This is a genomic window from Pseudomonas fluorescens (genome assembly GCF_001307275.1).
GTDB lineage: Bacteria > Pseudomonadota > Gammaproteobacteria > Pseudomonadales > Pseudomonadaceae > Aquipseudomonas > Aquipseudomonas fluorescens_AA.
The window spans coordinates 1148333-1166639 of sequence record NZ_CP012831.1; the positions used below are offsets into that span (position 1 = coordinate 1148333).

An 18307-nucleotide genomic window follows, 5' to 3' on the forward strand; every position below is an offset into this window, starting at 1 on the left:
TATGGCAACCTGCGTCATAGATTGTGTGAATCTTCTTGCCATGGTGTGGCCTGATCAGGCGAGACGCAACGGATGCGCTATACAATGCAGCGACGCTGCGTCTGACTTTGTGCAAAGGAATCGCCATGATCCACCAAACGTTCTGGCTGACCGCGACCGACCATAGCCGCCTGTTCGTCAACCAGTGGCTGCCCGAAACCGCCCCGTTGGCGGTGATCATGCTGGCCCATGGCATGGCCGAACACAGCGGCCGCTACGCCCGCCTGGCCCAGGCGCTGTGCGACGAAGGCTACGGTGTCTATGGGATGGACCAGCGCGGCCATGGCAAGACTGGCGAAGAAGCGATGCTCGGCCACTTTGCCGACGAGGACGGCTGGGCCAAGGTCGTGGGTGATTTGGCCAGCCTCAACCATCACATCGGCCAGCAGCACCCGGATACGCCCATCCTGCTGCTGGGCCACAGCATGGGCAGCTACATCGCCCAGGGTTACCTGCTGCATCACAGCGCCAGCCTGCACGGGGCGATTCTCAGCGGTTCGAACTTCCAGCCGGTGGTGCTCTATCGCAGCGCTCGCCTGATCGCCCGCTTCGAACGCCGGCGCCAGGGTGCGACGGGGCGCAGTGCCTTGATCGAGTGGTTGTCGTTCGGCAGTTTCAACAAGAAATTCAAACCGACCCGTACCCCCTTCGACTGGCTCAGTCGCGATCCGGCCGAAGTCGACAAATACATCCACGACCCGCTGTGCGGCTTTCGCTGCACCAATCAACTGTGGGTCGACCTGCTCGGCGGCTTGCAGCAAATCAGCAAAGCGTCCAATCTCGCCCAGATCGATCCGGGCCTGCCCTTGCTGGTGATCGGTGGCGAATGTGATCCGGTGAGCGAAGGCAAGCGTCTGAAGGATCTGGCCGACGCCCTGCGCGACGCCGGCAGCCAGCACCTGCAATTGACGATTTACCCGCAGGCCCGGCACGAATTGTTCAATGAAACCAACCGCGATGAAGTGACCGCCGACGTGCTGGCCTGGATTGCCCAGGCCCTGGACCACAAGCGGCCGCCACGCAGCGAGTAGGCTTGCAGCGTTTTCCTTTATTCCACAGGATCTGAAACAGATGACCCAGGTTACCAACACCCCTTACGAAGCCCTCGAAATCGGCCAGACCGCCAGCTACAGCAAGACCGTCGAGGAGCGCGACATCCAGCTGTTCGCGGCGATGTCGGGCGATCACAACCCGGTGCACCTGGACGCCGAATTCGCCGCGGCGAGCATGTTCAAGGAGCGCATCGCCCACGGCATGTTCAGCGGTGCGCTGATCAGCGCAGCGGTGGCGTGCGAGCTGCCTGGGCCGGGCACGATCTATATCGGCCAGCAGATGAGCTTCCAGAAACCGGTGAAAATCGGCGACACCCTGACCGTGCGCCTGGAGATCCTGGAAAAGATGCCGAAGTTTCGCGTACGCATCGCCACCCGCGTGTTCAACCAGCGCGACGAGCTGGTGGTGGACGGCGAAGCCGAAATCCTCGCCCCACGCAAGCAGCAGACCGTGACCTTGCCGACGTTGCCGGCGATCAGCATTGGCTAACAGCTTCTGCGTGACCTTGTGGGAGCTCGCTCGCGATGAGGTCGGACAGTCGACCCCGATGGAGAATGTCCGGCCGCCATCGCGAGCAAGCTCGCTCCCACAAGTTATTGCTGGCCCTCCTGCACCTGCACGCTCGCCGTCATCCCGGCGCTCAGGTTCACGCCCTCCGGCACCTTGTCCAACTTGATCCGCACCGGGATCCGCTGGGCCAGGCGCACCCAGTTGAAGGTCGGCTCCACCTCCGCCAGCAACTGCGCATCGGGGTTGGTGTTGCGGTCGGTAATGCCGCGGCTGATGCTTTCGACGTGACCCTCCAGCGCATGGCCGGCACTCATCAGCCAGATCTTGACCGGATCGCCCACACGAATCCTGGGCAATTTGGTTTCTTCGAAATAGGCCTGCACATAGAACGTCGAGTCGTCGATCAGCGCCATGACCGGCTGCCCGGCATTCACGTAGTTGCCTTCGGCCAGGCGCAGGTTGGTGATGTGGCCGCTGCGGGGGGCCAGGACCTGGCTGCGGGCCAGGTTGAGCTCGGCGACCTTGGCCTCGGCCTGGGCTTCGCGCAGTTCGCCGCGGGCGATGCCGGCGTTGATCTGGGCGTTTTCCCGCAGTTCGGCACTGATGGCCTGGGGCCCCAGGGCGGCGCGGCGACTGGCTTCGTGTTCGCGCAGGCTCAGTTGCTGCTGGCGTGTCTGGACCACGGCCCGGGCCTTCTCCACCGCCGCCTCGAAACGCTCGCGGTCGATGCTCAACAATAGATCACCAGCCTTGACCTGCTGGTTATCCACAGCCTTGAGCTCGCGCACCCAGCCCGACACGTCGGGTGCGATCACCACCACGTCGGCGCGGATCCGCGCATCGCGAGTCCAGGGCGTGAGCATGTAGTACTGCCACAGGTGAAAGCCGGCGAAGATCGCCACCGCCACCATGCACAGCGTGACGGCGACACGTACGGAAGTACGCATGTTCAACTCCTATAGCGGCCCGAGGACCACGGTAATGACAGTCAGGACACAGACATACAGGGCGCAGTCGAACAAGGCTTCATGCCAGATCCAGCGCCCGGCCGGCACCAGGCTGAGCAACAGGCGCAGTGCGCCGGTCACCAGCAACGCCAGCACCACATAAATCAGGAACGGGCTGAGCAACACCCCGCCAATCGACCACTCACGCAAGCCCACGGCTGTGCTCCCGTCGTTCAGGTTCGTGCTGGCTGCACCAGGCGCGCCAGCTGTTTTGCAATTGCACCACCGCACCCTGGGCCAGCTTCAGTGCATCGCTGGGCGGCTGGGTCGACAACACGTTCAGGAACTCGGCGCTCGCCGGGGCCAGCGCATCGGCCTGGTCACCGGCCGGACCACGCTCGAGCACCTGCTCCAGCGCTTCGAAATAATGGCGCTGCGCCCGGGTATCGGGCACTTGGGCGACGGCCAGGCTCAGGCGCAAATGCAACAGCTCATCGCCGATGTCCAGGCCAAGCAAACCATCATCCCAACGGCTGCGCGACTGCACCGGCAGTTCAGGGTAATGCCTGGCGAGCTGCAACAGCCGGTCGGCCATGCGCCCGCCGAACCAACTCTCGGCCCCCGGCAGGCGGCGATGGGTCAGGCGCACCAGATCGTGAAGGGTCGCGGCCAGCAGACGGCGGCTATGCCAGGCCGGGTTGCGCAAAATCAGCAGATTGAAGGCCAGCACCGCCGCGCCCACACCGATCATCATGGCCTGGGCGTTGTTGAAGAACGCCGCGACGTCGTATTTCATGGCATTGAGCGGTGAAATCAACACCACGAAATGCAGGCAGAACGACGTCGCCGTGGCGAAGATCTGCGGCTTGGCCATGCCCAATGCCCCGAAAAACAACGGCACGCCCATGGCCAGGCACAGCATCGCGAAACTGCTCCATTGCGGTAGCACGAGTTCGCCGATCACGAACGCCGTCGGCACGGCCAAAAAGATGCCCCGCAGAAAACTCATGCCGATCTGCGCGCCGTTTTCGCGACTGGCGAACAGGCTGCACACCACACACGTCAGTACCAGCGCACCCGATGCGGCGGGCCAGGCGGTCGCCAGCCAGAAACAGGCCACCGCCAGGAATGCCAGGGCGCTACGCGCGCCGAAGACCATGGCCAGGGACAAGTCGCGATGGGGCGTCAAGGTGCGGGGTGGATCCGCCGCCTCCCTGCCCTCCTGCACCGCCGTCAAGGCGGCGCAGGCGGCCAGGGCGGTATCGAGCAACAAGGCGAACCGCGCCAGGCAGTAACTCTGCGCCGCGCTGATCTGCGGGTCGTGGGATGCATCCCATACCCGAGGGCGCAAGGCTTGCAGGGTCGCACTGTCGGCATCGAGGGCTTGCTGCACCTCGTTCATCCACGGCTGGAGCGCCACAGCTTCCTCAGGGTCAAGCTGCTTCCACTGCCGGCGCACCGAGCGCGAGATGCGCAGCAGCATCAGCAATTTCTGGCTCAAGCCGCTGATGGCCCGGGCTCGCTGTCGACCACGGCTGCCTTCGAACCAGGCATGTTCGCGCTGGGCGTCCACCGCGACGATCCTGCCCAGAATCTCCAGCAACCCTTTACGGGCCTGGGCATCGCCCGCCAGGGTCGCACGGGCTGCATGCATGCCACTCTGCCAGGCAGCCAGGGCCTGACCGGCCAGTTGCCGCTCGACCCGCAACGGCCAGAGCAAGGCACTGGCCGCCGTGGCACAGACAATGCCCAGGCTGATCTCGGTGCAGCGCGCCACCGCTTGGTCGAACACCCCCAGCGGATGGGAAATGGCCGGCAGGGCAATGATCGCCACCGTGTAGCCGGCCAATACGAATGAATACGACCAGGCACTGCGCAGCAGCGTCGAACAGGCCGTGCACAGGCCCAGCCAGAGCGCCAAGGCCAGCAGAAACAACCAGGGTGCCTGGGCAAACAGGCCCATGAACACCACCGACATGACGGTGCCCACCAACGTGCCGACCAATCGCGCCAACCCTTTCTGCACCACCATCCCGGACAGTGGCTGGGCGACGATGATCGCCGTCATCAGCGCCCACGACGGCTGCTCCAATCCCCAGCGCAACGCCAGCCATAACGCCAGCCCGGCGCCAAGCACGGTCTTGATGGCGAACTGCACAGCGAGGCGGTCGGGGGCGAACAAGGCCTGGAAGGTAATGGGCACGCGAAAAACTCTTTGGGGGACGCAATAACGATAGATGCAATAAAGGGTGATGGGCGGCGCAATTATTAGCTAGCTAACTATTCGAGTCCAGAGCTGTTTGGCAGGAAATAAAACAAAAACGCCTTGTGGCGAGGGAGCTTGCTCCCGCTGGGTTGCGCAGCGACCCGCGTTTTGGGGCTGCTGCGCAGCCCAGCGGGAGCAAGCTCCCTCGCCACGGGTAAATCTTCGCCCAAAAAAAAACGCCAGGCAGGCTGGCGTTTTTTTGTGTTGGCTGCGTGTTTAACTCTGGGCACGCGCCTGGTTACGCAGAGCCTTGACCTGGTCATGGTTGCGTTGCACGCCATGGTACTGACGCTCAACCAGGTCACGAATGCCCACCAGGTTGTGCTTGTTGATCTTCTCGATGGCCTCTTTGTAGGCCTTGAGGGCGTGATCTTCACCCCGCTCGGCTTCGTTGAGCACCGCTTCTTCGTCCTTGCCGGTGAACATGGATTTCACGTCTACCCAACGACGGTGCAGGTCACCGGCGACACTGGTGGACGTTTCCGGATCACCGCCCAACGAACGAACGGCGGCTTGCAACTCGGCTGCCGCGGTGGCGCAATCGGCGGAGCGCTGGACGAACAGCGTCTTGAGTTCTGGATGCTTGATGTCTTCAGCGCAGGTCTTGAACCCTTCCTGGCCATCCTTGCTGGTCTCGATCAGGTCGTTCAAGACGGAGATGGATTCTTTGTTGATGTCAGTCATTTTTCAGTTCCTTTGCTGGTGAATAAAAAACCTGCAAGGGATATTGCATCAGCCATGCCAGCCATCAATCTCAATAAAATAACTTAAAAATCAACCAGTTAATAAACAACCTGAAATCTGTATCCGCGCTATTTGCATGATCTGTCATTTGGCCTGCATGCAGAATGCCTGTATTTTCAAGGCAGGTTTGAATCAAGACGAATGCCATGAATCCGGAAAAGCTCGAGTTGCTCGTCACGCGTCAAATGCCCTTTGGTAAGTACAAGGGCCGAATCCTTGCCGACCTGCCGGGTCAATACCTGAACTGGTTCGCGCGCGAGGGTTTCCCCCACGGTGAACTCGGCGGTTTGCTGGCATTGATGCAGGAAATCGATCATAACGGTTTGTCCGACCTGCTGGACCCGCTGCGCGCCAAACATGGCCTGCCCAAACCTCGCCATTGACTGACTGAGACCCGCCATGCCCGAGAACACGCTGCGCGCCCATGATGAAGCCTTCTGGCGAACCTTTGTCGACCGCTACGACATCGATCCCAACGGGCCACTCAACCTGGAAAACGGCTACTTCGGACGCATGTCCCGCACCGTGGTGGAGGAATACCAGCGCAACATCGAGTTCATCAACCGCGGCAACTCGGTGTATGTGCGCCAGCAGTTCGACCAGGAACACGGCGAAGCCATTCGGCGACAGGTGGCCCGGCTGATCCACGCCTCTCCCCAGAGCGTGACGCTGGCCAACAGCGCGGTGGACGCCCTGCAAACCTTGATTCGCAACTACAACGGCCTCAAGCCGGGCGATCAAGTGCTGATCTGTGACGTGGAATATGCCTCGGTCAAAAGCGCCATGCGCTGGCTGGCTCGCCAACGTGGCGTGGAGGTGATCGAAATCGTCCACCAGCACCCCGCCAGTTTCGACAGCCTGGTGAGCACTTACCGCGAAGCGTTCATTCGCTACCCTCGCCTCAAGCTGATGGCGCTGACCTACGTCAACCACCTGACCGGGCTGGTGATGCCGGTCCAGGCCATTGCCGAGAACGCTCGGGAGTTTGCCGTCGATATCATCCTCGACGGTGCCCACGCCCTGGGCCAGATCGATTTCGACCTGAAGAAGCTCGGGATCGAATTTGCCGGGTTCAACCTGCAGAAGTGGATCGGCGGCCCCCTCTCCCAGGGTTTCCTGTACATCGCCCCGCAGCGGTTGGCCGACATCGACCCGGACATGGACGAAGACAACTACCCCGCCACCGACATCCGCTCGCGCACACCCCACAGCACGCCCAATATCCCGGCCTTGCTCACCCTGCCCCTGGTCTTCGAAGAACACCGCAGCCTGGGCGGCGCCTTGGCCAAAGGCCCACGCCTCTGCTACCTGCGCGACCTGTGGGTGAATGCCGTGCGCGATGTGCCGGGCATCGAGGTGATGACCCCGGATGACCGACGGCTCTATTGCGGTATCACGGCGATGCGCTTCACCAACCAGGCCGATCAACAGGCGATGGCCGCTCGATTGCTCGATGAGCATGGAATTTTCACCGTGGTGCGCCCTACCAGTGTCGGGCCATGCATCCGCATTACCCCAGGGTTGATTACCTTGGCGAGTGATATCGAGCGGTTGACCGAGGCACTGATCCATCTGAGCCGTACCTAGATCCCTGGCCAAAGGAAATCTGTGCCAGCATAAAAACCCAGGCAAAAAAAAACGGCGCGCCGACCAAGCGCACCGTAAAACCGTAGAACACCCAACGAGGTTCGGTAAAACAATCAGTCCAGCAGCGCCAAGGCCTCGGCGGTGCATTCCTGAATGCGGGCCCAGTCGCCGTTCTTGATCCACTCCGGATCAAGCATCCAGCTTCCGCCCACGCACATCACGTTTTTCAACGCCATGTAGCTCTTGATGTTGGCAGGGCTCACGCCGCCGGTCGGGCAGAACTTCACTTCGCCGAACGGGCCGCCCAAGGCCTTGATGGCCGCGACGCCACCGCTGACTTCGGCCGGGAACAGTTTGAAGCGGCGATAGCCCAGGCTGTAGCCTTCCATGATGCCCGAGGCATTGCTGATGCCCGGCAACAAGGGAATGGAGCTGTAGACGCTGGCTTCGAGCAGGTCACGGGTGATGCCCGGGGTGACGATGAACTGCGAACCGGCCGCCTCGGCGGCGTCCAGCATGTGGCGGTCGAGCACCGTGCCGGCGCCGGTCACCAGTTCCGGACGCTGCTCGCGCAGCACCTGGATGGCCTTGAGACCGTGTTGGGAACGCAACGTCACTTCCAGCGCCGTCAGGCCACCGGCGGCCAGGGCATCGGCCAGCGGCAGGATGTCCTGTTCACGGGCGATGGTGATCACCGGCAGGATCCGCGCCTTGGCGCAGAGGCTGTCGATCAGGGCAACTTTGTCCGCCATGGAAACGGTCGGGGATGGGTTTGTCATAGCGGCTGATCCTTGGTTCATGGGCACCAGTAAATCTCTAACGTAGGTTGCAAAAACGCACGGATCGGCATTTCGGCGACATCGTCACCTGCCACCGCAGCGTTCAGGGTGGTCAATTTCGACTGACCGGAAATCGACAGCACTTTGTGTTGCGCCGAAGCCAGCAAGGCGCGGCTCATGGTCAAGCGCTGGTGCGGCACGGTCGGTGCCAGCATCGGCCAGCAGCGGCGTGCGCCATTGGCGTCCAGGGCTTGGGCCAGGTTCGGACTGTCGGGGAACAGCGAGGCGGTGTGCCCGTCATCACCCATGCCCAATACCAGCACGTCGATGGGCGGCAGCTCGGCCAGCAAACGATCGGCCTGCTCGGCCGCCGCTTCCAGGTTGGCGCTGGCGCTGTAGAGGCTCAGGAACTGGGCCTTGGCCGCCGCACCTTGCAACAGGTAACGCTTGAGCAAGCCAGCGTTGCTGTCGGCGTGTTCAACCGGCACCCAGCGCTCATCGGCGAGGCTGACCACCACCTTGGACCAGTCCAGCGCCTGCTTGGCCAAGTGCTGGAAAAACGCCACCGGGCTGCGGCCACCGGACACCACCAGGGTCGCCGTGCCGCGGGCATCGATCGCATTGCGCAACTGCTCGGCCACGTTCAGCGCCAGGCCTTCGGCCAGCAGCACCGGGTTCTTGAATTCATGGGCGCTGACGCCCTGGGGCAGTTTCACTTCAGATATCGCCATACCATGACCTCCCATCCCGCGTGATCAGTGCAATGGAGCTCATCGGCCCCCAGGACCCCGCCGCATACGGCTTGGGCGCATCGCCGGATTTTTTCCACCCGGCAATCAACTGGTCACACCACGTCCACGCGGCTTCGATTTCATCTTTACGGACAAACAGGTTCTGATTGCCGTTCATGACTTCCAGCAACAACCGTTCGTAGGCATCGGGAATCCGTGCGCTGCGATAAGTGTCGGAGAAGTTGAGTTGCAGCGGACCACTGCGCAATTGCATGCCCTTGTCCAGGCCCTGCTCCTTGGTCATCACCCGCAAGGAAATCCCTTCGTCCGGTTGCAGGCGGATGATCAGCTTGTTGCTGATCTGCAAACGCTGCTCGGGCGCGAAGATGTAGTGGGACGGTTCCTTGAAGTGGATGACGATCTGCGACAGCTTCTGCGGCATGCGCTTGCCGGTACGCAGGTAAAACGGCACCCCGGCCCAACGCCAGTTGCGGATGTCGGCGCGCAGGGCGACGAACGTCTCGGTGTCGCTCTGGGTGTTGGAATTGGGTTCTTCGAGGTAGCCAGGCACCGACTTGCCCTCGCTGTGGCCGGCGATGTACTGGCCGCGCACCACCTGGGTGGTCAAGCCTTCCGGGCTGATCGGCGCGAGGGCCTTGAGTACCTTGACCTTCTCGTCACGGATGCTGTCGGCGGACAAGTCGGCCGGTGGGTCCATGGCGATCAGGCACAGCAGCTGCAGCAGGTGGTTCTGGATCATGTCCCGCAGTTGGCCGGCCTTGTCGAAATAGCCCCAGCGGCCTTCGATACCGACCTTCTCGGCCACGGTGATTTCCACGTGGGAAATGTAGTTCTGGTTCCACTGGGTTTCGAACAGGCTGTTGGCGAACCGCAGGGCGATCAGGTTCTGCACCGTCTCTTTGCCCAGGTAATGGTCGATGCGATAGGTACGGTTTTCCGGGAAAAACTGCGCCACGGCGTCGTTGACCTTGCGCGACGACTCCAGGTCCGAGCCAATGGGTTTCTCCAGCACCACCCGGGTGTTTTCGCTCAAGCCGACCTTCGCCAGGTTCTCGCAGATCGCCCCATACACCGCCGCCGGGGTGGCGAAATAGGCAATGACCTGCTGGGTCGAACCGGCCGCTTCGGCCAGGGCGACATAATCGTCGGCCTTGAGGAAATCCACGTGCAGGTAGGTCAAACGTGCCAAGAAGCGCTCGAGTACGGCTTCGTCCAGGTCTTTTTCGCCAACATAACGGCGCAGCTCGGCGGCGATGAATGCCAGGTGCTGCTGCTCACCGCCGGGCTCACGGGCCAGCGCGATGATCCGCGTGTCCTCGTGCAACAATTGGGCGCCATCGAGCTGGTACAGGGCAGGAAAGAGCTTGCGCAAGGCCAGATCGCCCAACGCGCCGAACAAGGCAAAGGTGCACGGTTCAACCGTAATCGAAGGCATGATGTTTGTTCTTTTATCAAGTTAAACTACAAATACCTTTTTTCAAGGTATCACTCAAGGAAAAATGTAGTAATAACCACAACATTTTTCGAAAATACCGATTCCGAGTGGTGGTCCGTCGGAGCCATCAGTAGGATAGGCCACCGCAAAGGGTCGTATCAAAGACCCGTCTTCCTAGGAATCTTGTATGGACCGCGTGCGAAACTTACTGGAACAGATCCAGAGTCGCCTTGAAGACCTGAACAAGGCCGAACGCAAGGTGGCCGAGATCATCCTGCTCAACCCGCAGCAGGCGACCCGCTTCAGCATCGCCGCCCTCGCCCAGGCGGCTTCGGTCAGCGAACCGACCGTCAACCGTTTCTGCCGCTCGTTCGGCGTCAGCGGTTATCCGGAACTCAAATTGCAATTGGCCCAGAGCCTGGCCAGCGGCGCCGCTTATGTCAGCCGCGCGGTAGAAGCCGATGACAACCCGGAAGCCTATACCCGCAAGATCTTTGGCAGTGCCATTGCCTCATTGGACAGCGCCTGCCAGGCCCTCGATCCCAATTTGATCAGTCGCGCCGTGGACCTGCTGATCCAGGCCCGGCAGATCCACTTCTTCGGCCTCGGCGCCTCCGCCCCGGTGGCCCTGGATGCCCAGCACAAGTTTTTCCGCTTCAACCTGGCAGTGACCGCTCACGCCGACGTCCTGATGCAGCGCATGATTGCGTCGGTGGCCCATACCGGCGAGCTGTTCGTGATCATTTCCTACACCGGTCGCACCCGCGAGCTGGTGGAAGTGGCGCGCATCGCCCGGGAAAACGGCGCGTCGGTGCTGGGCCTGACTGCCGAAGGCTCGCCGCTGGCCAAGGCCAGCACCCTGAGCCTGAACATCCCCCTGCCCGAAGACACTGACATCTATATGCCGATGACCTCGCGGATCATCCAACTCACCGTACTGGACGTGCTCGCCACCGGCATGACCCTGCGCCGGGGCGTGGACTTCCAGCCGCATCTGCGCAAGATCAAGGAAAGCCTGAATGCCAGCCGGTATCCGGTGGGGGATGAGTTCAACTGATTCGATCCAGAATCCTCGCTGCCGGGTAGTCCGTCTTCGCGAGCAAGCTCGCTCCCACATGGGGTTTGTGTGGGAGCGAGCTTGCTCGCGATGGGGCCAGCAGCCTCACCCACCATCCTGCCCCCTGCATCAAGCCCCCACCCACGCCTGCAAACTCAGGTGCGCCCGCTCCCCCGGCGCCAGGCACAGGCTATCGGTGCCGCCACTGGCCGCTTCGACACAGACGAACTCCGACACCTCATCCCAACTCACCCCCAGCAACGGCCGCGTGCCGGGATGCCAGACCACGGTGTCGGCACTGTCGCCGGTGTCGATGCACAATTCGCGCTGCCAGGCGTGATCCTTGAGCTGCAATTCACCCTCATGCTGGAACACCCGCTGGCAGCCGCCCTCGACCCGCAACTCGCCTTCCTGCTGGCAAACCGCACGGCTCAACTGGTCATAACCCTGGGCACCTTCGAGCCCAGACAGCGCTACCTCACCGACGTCACCAATACGCCAATAGGCGTGCAAGGCCTGGCTCAACTGGCACGGCAGGCTGTCCTGGTGCTCGGTGCTCAAGCGCAATTCCATGCGCTCGCCCAGGTCGGCGTGCAAGTCCACTTGCCAGTCGCACAATTGCAGTTGCCAGTGCAGATGCACACCGTCTTCATCACTGCGGCTGTCGAGCAGCTTCCAATCGATCAACCGCGCCCAGCCATGGGACGGCCAGGCGTTTTCGCTGGGATGACGGCCATACCACGGCCAGCACACCGGTACTCCGCCACGGATCGCACCGACGTGTGGCCATTTGGCCGCGCACCACAACCAGGGCTTCTGGCCTCGCGGCTGGAAGTGCAGCAACTGCGCGCCCTGGCGACTGAACACCGCCTGGCACAATGGGTGATCGATCACCAACACATCGCGTTGCCGATAGCGCTCCCACGCGAATACCGGGCGTTCGCGCAAGGATCTGAAAAAGCGTTGTAGCGGATGCTCATGCATGGGCCGCGGTCCTGGAAATCATTCAATACTCAACTGTGTACGACTCTTCTTTTTTGTGGCGAGGGAGCTTGCTGTGGGAGCAAGGCTTGCCCGCGACGAAGCTGACGCGGTTTGCCCTGGAACCGAGGCGCCTGTGTCGCGAGCAAGCTTTGCTCCCACAGCTCCCTCGCCACAGGCTCCCCATGCCCCCCAACGTGCTCCCCAAAAAAAAGCGGACAGCCTTGGCCGTCCGCAAATATGCGCACATAGAGAGGAGCTTATCGCAACAGCGTTAGAACACCGACTGAATTTTCAGGCCGGCCACCAGCGCGTTGTCGACTTCATCAACACCACCTGGGTGAGTGATGTACTGCAGGTTCGGACGCACGGTCAGCCAGTTGGTCACGTGGAAACCGTAGTTGACCTCGTAGTTGTACTCGGTGTCACGCAACGGCGCGAACAGCGGATTATCGTAGTCGCTGACCCCATTGGCGGCGTTGACCAGTTCAGAGTTTTTCTTCACATCTTCGTTGACATGGATCCGGGAGAAACCGATGCCGACATCGTCTTTTGGACGTGCATCGAACGGTCCCTTGTACACGAACATCAGCGACTGGTAGTTGTCGACGACGTTGGTTTCCTTGTCATGGAAGGTGGCGTTGGCCGCGATGTTCAGGCCGCGCGAAGCATCACCGTTGTGGGTAGTGAGTTGTTGTTGCGCGACGAACCAGTAGCCGTCCTTACTGCTGTGGCTGCGATAGGCGTTGCCGGTGGTCGCGGCGTCGTTGCCATTGTCGTCCTCACGGACGTCATCGGCCTTGGCCGTACTTTTGTAGTAACCGACACGGTACTCGCCCGGCAGGCTATTGATGTTGGGTGACCAGACCAGCTCGACGGGAATGAGGGTACCCTTGGTACCGCTGCCGCTGAGCTTGTAGCGGTTCTTGTTTTCCAGTTGCGAAGGGTTCTGGTTGTACGCACCGATTTGCACATAGAGCTCAGGCGTGAGGTTGTATTTGACGCGAATCGCCGCCTGCATGATCGGCCAGTTGTACCAGATGCCGGTCGCCCAGTTACCCGCTTGTGAACCGCAGAACGCCAGGTTCTGGAACTCGCACGGGAAGGTGTTGAAGTCTTCGCCCTCACCGAAGTAACCGGCTTTGACATCCAGTTTGCTGTCGAAGTATTTCTGTTTGATCCACAACTGGGTCAGACGAGTGGTTTGCCCACGACCCCAGACTTCCTGGGAAGAACTGAGGGTACCGGCACGTGGATCACCGATACGGTCGTTGGAGATGTTGCGACCGTCACGCCGGGTGAACTGGATCTTGGCTTCCGTATCGCCCCAGCCCGCCAGCTTCTCCAGATCGAGCGCGACGCCCAGGCCAAACTGCTGGGACCAGCGCGCGGTCTTGTCATCGTTGTAGCCGCCGTGGAGGTTGGCACCCATCTCCCCGACAAAGTCAGCCTTGATATCGATACCTTGCTCGATCAGCTTGGTCCGTTCACCGCCCCAATCGCCCGTCATCCACTCCGAGTCGGCGCTGAACGCGTCGGCTGCGTGTGCGCTACCGGCCAGCATCATCGCCGCAACGGCTGACAACTGGCAGATAAGCTGGGCGTTGTTTTTCTTTTTCATCCCTACATCCTCGTCTTTATTTATTGTTATTAACTGTTTTTATCTAACGCGGTTTACAACGATTGCGGCGAATGTCCCCATCCACCGCATACTCCTTTCCTGTGGGAGCAAACCTGTTCCCACACTTATTCTTCACCGCCCCTTGAACTGCGCTACGTTTGCAGTCCGGGCATCTGTTTGCGGCTGGCCGGCCACGCCCAGGCGTTCGCCGGACTGGGCATCGAACAGCAGCACTTTCGATGGATCGAATTGCAGCGTCAGGGTCTCCCCGACTTGCGGCGCCACGTCGGGTGCCAGGCGGCAGCAAACCTTGGTGTCGTTGAGGCTGACGAACACCAGGGTGTCCGGCCCGGTAGGCTCGGTGACCTGCACTTCGGCGCGAATGGTCGGCAAGCCATTGGGCTCGCTGCCCGCCAGCATGATCTGCTCCGGGCGCATGCCCAGGATCACTTCGCGGTCTTCCAGGCCCGCGTCCTGCATGCCCATCGGCAGTTCGCAACGGGCCTGGCCGCTGTCGAGCAGCGCCAGCAGGCGACCGTCCTTGCGTTGCAGGCGCAGCGGGATGAAGTTCATCGGCGGCGAACCGATGAAGCTCGCCACGAACAGGTTGGCCGGGTTGGTGTAGATGTCTTTCGGGGTGCCGAATTGCTGGATGATCCCGTCCTTCATCACCGCCACTTTGTCGCCCAGGGTCATGGCTTCGATCTGGTCGTGGGTCACGTAGACCGTGGTGGTCTTCAGGCGCTGGTGCATCAGTTTCATTTCAGTGCGCATCTCGACCCGCAGCTTGGCGTCGAGGTTGGACAGCGGTTCGTCGAACAGGTAGATCTTCGGCCGCCGCGCCAGCGCCCGGCCCATGGCCACGCGCTGTTGCTGGCCGCCGGAAAGCTGGCCGGGCTTGCGATTGAGCAGGTGCTCGATCTGCAGCAGCTTGGCCACGCGGTTGACTTCTTCGTCGATGGCCGACTGGTTCATCTTGCGGATTTTCAGGCCGAACTCGATGTTCTCGCGCACGCTCATGGTCGGGTACAGCGCGTAAGACTGGAACACCATGGCGATGTCACGATCCTTCGGGCTCATGCCGCTGACATCCTGGTCACCGATCATGATCGCGCCGCCGGTAATGGTCTCGAGGCCGGCGATGCAGTTCATCAGCGTCGACTTGCCGCAGCCCGAAGGTCCGACGAGGATCAGGAACTCACCGTCCTTGATCGACAACTCGATGTTCTTCAGGGTGTCCGGCAGGCCGGCACCATAGGTCTTGTTTACATTGCGAAGTTCAAGCGTTGCCATGATTACCCCTTGACTGCGCCGGCCGTCAGGCCGCGCACGAAATACTTGCCTGCGACCACATAGACCAGCAGGGTCGGCAGCCCGGCGATCATCGCCGCCGCCATGTCCACGTTGTATTCCTTGGCCCCGGTACTGGTGTTGACCAAGTTGTTCAGCGCCACTGTGATGGGCTGCGAATCACCGCTGGAGAACACCACGCCGAACAGGAAGTCGTTCCAGATCTGCGTGAACTGCCAGATCAGGCACACCATGATGATCGGGGTGGACATCGGCAGGATGATCCGCCGGAAGATGGTGAAGAAACCCGCACCGTCCAGTCGCGCCGCCTTCACCAGTGCATCGGGAATGCTCACGTAGTAGTTACGGAAGAACAGTGTGGTGAACGCCAGGCCGTAGACCACGTGCACGAACACCAGGCCCGTGGTGGTGCTGGCCAGGCCCATCTTGCCGAGGGTGAACGAGGCCGGCAGCAGGACCGTCTGGAACGGCAGGAAGCACCCGAACAGCAACAGGCCGAAGAACAACTGCGAACCGCGAAAGCGCCACATCGACAACACGTAGCCGTTCAAGGCACCGATGGCGGTAGAGATCAGCACCGCCGGGACGGTGATCTTGATCGAGTTCCAGAAGTAGCCGTCCACCGTGGCCCAGGCCTTGACCCAGCCGATGCCGCTGACCACGGTCGGCCAGCTCAGCAGGTTGCCGGTGCTGATGTCTTCCGGCGTCTTGAAGCTGGTCAGCAACATGACCACCAATGGCACCAGGTACAGCAGTACGGCGAGGATCAGCACCGCGTAGATCGCGATGCGACTCAGGCTGATGGAAGGTTTGGCAGCGAGACTAGTCATGACGCTTGGTCCTCAGCTCGGAGTACAGGTAAGGCACGATGATTGCGAGGATCGCACCGAGCATCAGGATTGCGCTGGCCGAACCCATGCCCATCTGGCCGCGACTGAAGGTGAAGGAATACATGAACATCGCTGGCAGGTCGGAGGAATAACCCGGGCCACCAGCCGTCATCGCCGCCACCAGGTCGAAGCTCTTGATCGCGATGTGCGCCAGGATCATCACGGCGCTGAAGAACACCGGGCGCAGGCTCGGCAGCACCACTTTCCAGTAGATGCGCGGCATGCTCGCACCATCGATCTGCGCGGCACGGATGATCGATTGATCGACACCCCGCAGGCCGGCCAGGAACATCGCCATGATGAAGCCCGAGGCCTGCCACACCGCCGCGATCACCAGGCAGTACACCACGCGGTCCGGGTCGATCAGCCAGTCCAGGCGGAAGCCTTCCCAACCCCAGTCACGCAACAATTTGTCCAGGCCCATGCCCGGGTTGAGCAGCCATTTCCAGGCCGTACCGGTGACGATCATCGAGAGCGCCATCGGGTACAGGTAAATGGTGCGGATGAAACCTTCGCGACGAATGCGCTGGTCGAGAAACACCGCCAGCAGCACGCCGATCACCAGGGTGATGCCGATGAACATGCCACCAAAGAGCACCAGGTTCTTGCTCGCCACCCACCAGCGGTCGTTGTCCATCAGCCGGGCGTATTGCGCCAGGCCGGCCCATTTGTAGTTCGGCAAGAACGTCGAGGTGGTGAACGACAGGACGAAGGTCCACAAGATATAGCCATAGAAGCCCACCAGAACGATGAACATGCTCGGCGCCAGCACCAGTTTCGGGAGCCAACGCTGTAATGCATCGAACGGCGAGGCCTTGCTGAACACAGCGACAGAACTCATGGGAAGATCCAAAACAAGGTTACAAGGGCATCCCTTTGTGGGAGCGAGCTTGTGTGGGAGCTGAGCGTGCTCGCGATGAAGGCGCCTCGGTCTTTCTAATGACCGCGTTATCGTTCATCGCGAGCAAGCTTTGCTCCCACAGACTCGCTCCCACAAGGGACCGAGGCGCAAATTACTTGGCAGACTGAACCGCTGCGCCCAGTTTCTTGGCGGCATCGGCCGGGTCGGCTTTCGGGTCGTTGATGTAGTTGGTCACCACATCGAAGAACGCACCCTGTACCGCCAGCGTGGTCGCCATGTTGTGCGCCATGCTCGGTTGCAGGCCGCCGGACTTGGCGTCCGTCAGGAAGTCCTTGGCCGCGGTCTGGGCGCAGGAATCGAAACCGTACTTGGCCATGTCGCCCAGCATGTCGTTGCGCACCGGGATCGAGCCTTTGTTGATGCTGAAGACTTTCTGGAAGTTCTCACCCAGCACGACCTTGGCGATATCCTGCTGGCCGGCCGCGGTGCCCGCGTCCTTCTGCTTGAACACCGCCAGGGAGTCGATGTTGTAGGTGAAGGCCTTGTCGGTGCCCGGGAAGGCCACGCACTCGTAGTCCTTGCCGGCGACTTTCTTCGCCGCGGTCCACTCGCTCTTGGCCCAGTCACCCATGATCTGCATGCCGGCCTTGCCGTTGATGACCTTGGCCGCTTCCAGGTTCCAGTCCTGGCCCTTGCCATCGGCGTCCATGTAGGTCGCGACTTTCTTCAGTTCGGTCAGTGCCTTGACCATTTCCGGACCGGTCAGGGCCTTGTTGTCCAGGTCGACCAGGGCCTTCTTGTAGCCATCTGCACCCATCACCGAGAGCACCACGGCTTCGAACACGGTGCTGTCCTGCCAAGGCTGGCCACCGTGGGCGAGCGGAATGAAGCCCGCAGCCTTGAGCTTGTCGCCGGCCGCGTAGAATTCTTCGAGGGTGGTTGGGTTCTTGGTGATACCGGCTTTCTTGAAGACTTCCGGGTTGATCCACAGCCAGTTGACGCGGTGGATGTTCACCGGCACGGCAACGTAGTCACCGTCGTACTTCACGGTATCGGAGACTTTCTTGTCGAGCAGGCTGTCCCACTTCTCGGCCTTGGCAACGTCCTTGAGGATGTCGGTGTCGAGCAGCCCGGTGGACGCCCATTCCTGGATGTCCGGGCCCTTGATCTGGGCGACACCCGGTGGGTTGCCGGCCACGGCACGGCTCTTGAGCACGGTCATGGCAGTGGAACCGCCACCACCGGCGACAGCGCCGTCCTTCCAGGTAAAGCCGTCTTTCTCTACCTGGGCCTTGAGCACATCGACCGCGGCTTTTTCACCACCCGACGTCCACCAGTGGACGACTTCCACGGAACCTTTGGATTCGGCGGCAAGGGTAGTGACAGGGAAGGCTGCGACGGGAAGCAGGGAAGCAAGAGAAATGACAGTAGCGAGGCGAGAAATCGCATTCATCTAGAATTACCTTTCTTGTT

18 protein-coding genes are annotated in these 18307 nt (G+C 61.3%); 5 read left to right on the forward strand and 13 right to left on the reverse strand.

Annotated elements, in window-relative coordinates; translation table 11 throughout:
- Positions 1–125 precede the first annotated feature (125 nt).
- Positions 126–1070 carry an alpha/beta hydrolase gene (locus AO356_RS05120; protein ID WP_060738856.1) on the forward strand — a complete coding sequence of 315 codons (945 nt, stop codon included), beginning with the start codon at positions 126–128 and terminating at the stop codon, positions 1068–1070.
- A gap of 40 nt (positions 1071–1110) precedes the next feature.
- Positions 1111–1581 (forward strand): MaoC family dehydratase, encoded by a 471-nt coding sequence (locus tag AO356_RS05125; RefSeq protein ID WP_060738857.1) that lies wholly within the window; start codon positions 1111–1113, stop codon positions 1579–1581.
- A gap of 104 nt (positions 1582–1685) precedes the next feature.
- On the opposite strand, the gene AO356_RS05130 is transcribed toward AO356_RS05125, so the two are convergent.
- From AO356_RS05130 to AO356_RS05145, 4 genes are all read right to left on the reverse strand, one after another.
- Positions 1686–2549, reverse strand: a complete 864-nt coding sequence (locus AO356_RS05130; RefSeq protein WP_060738858.1) for an HlyD family secretion protein — start codon at positions 2547–2549, stop codon at positions 1686–1688.
- Between the two features lie 9 nt (positions 2550–2558).
- Positions 2559–2765 (reverse strand): DUF1656 domain-containing protein, encoded by a 207-nt coding sequence (locus AO356_RS05135; RefSeq protein WP_003198565.1) that lies wholly within the window; start codon positions 2763–2765, stop codon positions 2559–2561.
- Positions 2752–4752 carry an FUSC family protein gene (locus AO356_RS05140; RefSeq protein ID WP_060738859.1) on the reverse strand — a complete coding sequence of 667 codons (2001 nt, stop codon included), beginning with the start codon at positions 4750–4752 and terminating at the stop codon, positions 2752–2754. The genes AO356_RS05135 and AO356_RS05140 overlap by 14 nt, the downstream gene beginning before the upstream one ends.
- Before the next feature lie 279 nt (positions 4753–5031).
- Positions 5032–5499 carry a ferritin-like domain-containing protein gene (locus tag AO356_RS05145; RefSeq protein ID WP_060738860.1) on the reverse strand — a complete coding sequence of 156 codons (468 nt, stop codon included), beginning with the start codon at positions 5497–5499 and terminating at the stop codon, positions 5032–5034.
- 206 nt (positions 5500–5705) lie between these two features.
- Between AO356_RS05145 and AO356_RS05150 the strand changes: the two genes are divergently transcribed.
- Both AO356_RS05150 and AO356_RS05155 read left to right on the forward strand, forming a co-directional pair.
- Positions 5706–5942, forward strand: a complete 237-nt coding sequence (locus AO356_RS05150; RefSeq protein ID WP_060738861.1) for a DUF3820 family protein — start codon at positions 5706–5708, stop codon at positions 5940–5942.
- 16 nt (positions 5943–5958) lie between these two features.
- Entirely contained in the window at positions 5959–7146 is a 1188-nt protein-coding gene (locus tag AO356_RS05155; RefSeq protein ID WP_060738862.1) for an aminotransferase class V-fold PLP-dependent enzyme, read from the forward strand.
- 113 nt (positions 7147–7259) lie between these two features.
- Here the strand turns inward: AO356_RS05155 and AO356_RS05160 are convergent, their stop codons facing one another.
- Genes AO356_RS05160 through zwf form a run of 3 tightly spaced genes read right to left on the reverse strand, consistent with a single transcriptional unit; the run spans position 7260 to position 10112 of the window.
- Positions 7260–7925, reverse strand: coding sequence for a bifunctional 4-hydroxy-2-oxoglutarate aldolase/2-dehydro-3-deoxy-phosphogluconate aldolase (locus tag AO356_RS05160; RefSeq protein WP_060738863.1), 666 nt, complete (start codon positions 7923–7925; stop codon positions 7260–7262).
- 17 nt (positions 7926–7942) lie between these two features.
- On the reverse strand, positions 7943–8656 hold the full coding sequence (gene pgl / locus AO356_RS05165) for a 6-phosphogluconolactonase (protein WP_060738864.1): 714 nt from the start codon (positions 8654–8656) through the stop codon (positions 7943–7945).
- Entirely contained in the window at positions 8643–10112 is a 1470-nt protein-coding gene (gene zwf, locus AO356_RS05170) for a glucose-6-phosphate dehydrogenase (RefSeq protein WP_060738865.1), read from the reverse strand. Before zwf ends, pgl begins: the two co-directional genes overlap by 14 nt.
- A gap of 196 nt (positions 10113–10308) precedes the next feature.
- Between zwf and AO356_RS05175 the strand changes: the two genes are divergently transcribed.
- Complete coding sequence (locus tag AO356_RS05175) at positions 10309–11169, forward strand: MurR/RpiR family transcriptional regulator (RefSeq protein WP_170842276.1); 861 nt, start codon at positions 10309–10311, stop codon at positions 11167–11169.
- A 129-nt stretch (positions 11170–11298) separates the two neighbouring features.
- On the opposite strand, the gene AO356_RS05180 is transcribed toward AO356_RS05175, so the two are convergent.
- From AO356_RS05180 to AO356_RS05205, 6 genes are all read right to left on the reverse strand, one after another.
- Positions 11299–12153 carry a D-hexose-6-phosphate mutarotase gene (locus AO356_RS05180; RefSeq protein WP_060738866.1) on the reverse strand — a complete coding sequence of 285 codons (855 nt, stop codon included), beginning with the start codon at positions 12151–12153 and terminating at the stop codon, positions 11299–11301.
- Positions 12154–12424: 271 nt separating this feature from the next.
- Positions 12425–13771 carry a carbohydrate porin gene (locus AO356_RS05185; RefSeq protein ID WP_060738867.1) on the reverse strand — a complete coding sequence of 449 codons (1347 nt, stop codon included), beginning with the start codon at positions 13769–13771 and terminating at the stop codon, positions 12425–12427.
- A gap of 132 nt (positions 13772–13903) precedes the next feature.
- A complete protein-coding gene (locus tag AO356_RS05190) occupies positions 13904–15064 on the reverse strand; it encodes an ABC transporter ATP-binding protein (RefSeq protein WP_060738868.1) in 1161 nt (386 codons plus the stop codon).
- Positions 15065–15066: 2 nt separating this feature from the next.
- Positions 15067–15912, reverse strand: a complete 846-nt coding sequence (locus AO356_RS05195) for a carbohydrate ABC transporter permease (protein ID WP_003198539.1) — start codon at positions 15910–15912, stop codon at positions 15067–15069.
- Complete coding sequence (locus AO356_RS05200; protein ID WP_060738869.1) at positions 15905–16813, reverse strand: carbohydrate ABC transporter permease; 909 nt, start codon at positions 16811–16813, stop codon at positions 15905–15907. Before AO356_RS05200 ends, AO356_RS05195 begins: the two co-directional genes overlap by 8 nt.
- A gap of 172 nt (positions 16814–16985) precedes the next feature.
- On the reverse strand, positions 16986–18287 hold the full coding sequence (locus AO356_RS05205) for an ABC transporter substrate-binding protein (protein ID WP_060738870.1): 1302 nt from the start codon (positions 18285–18287) through the stop codon (positions 16986–16988).
- Positions 18288–18307: the final 20 nt, after the last annotated feature.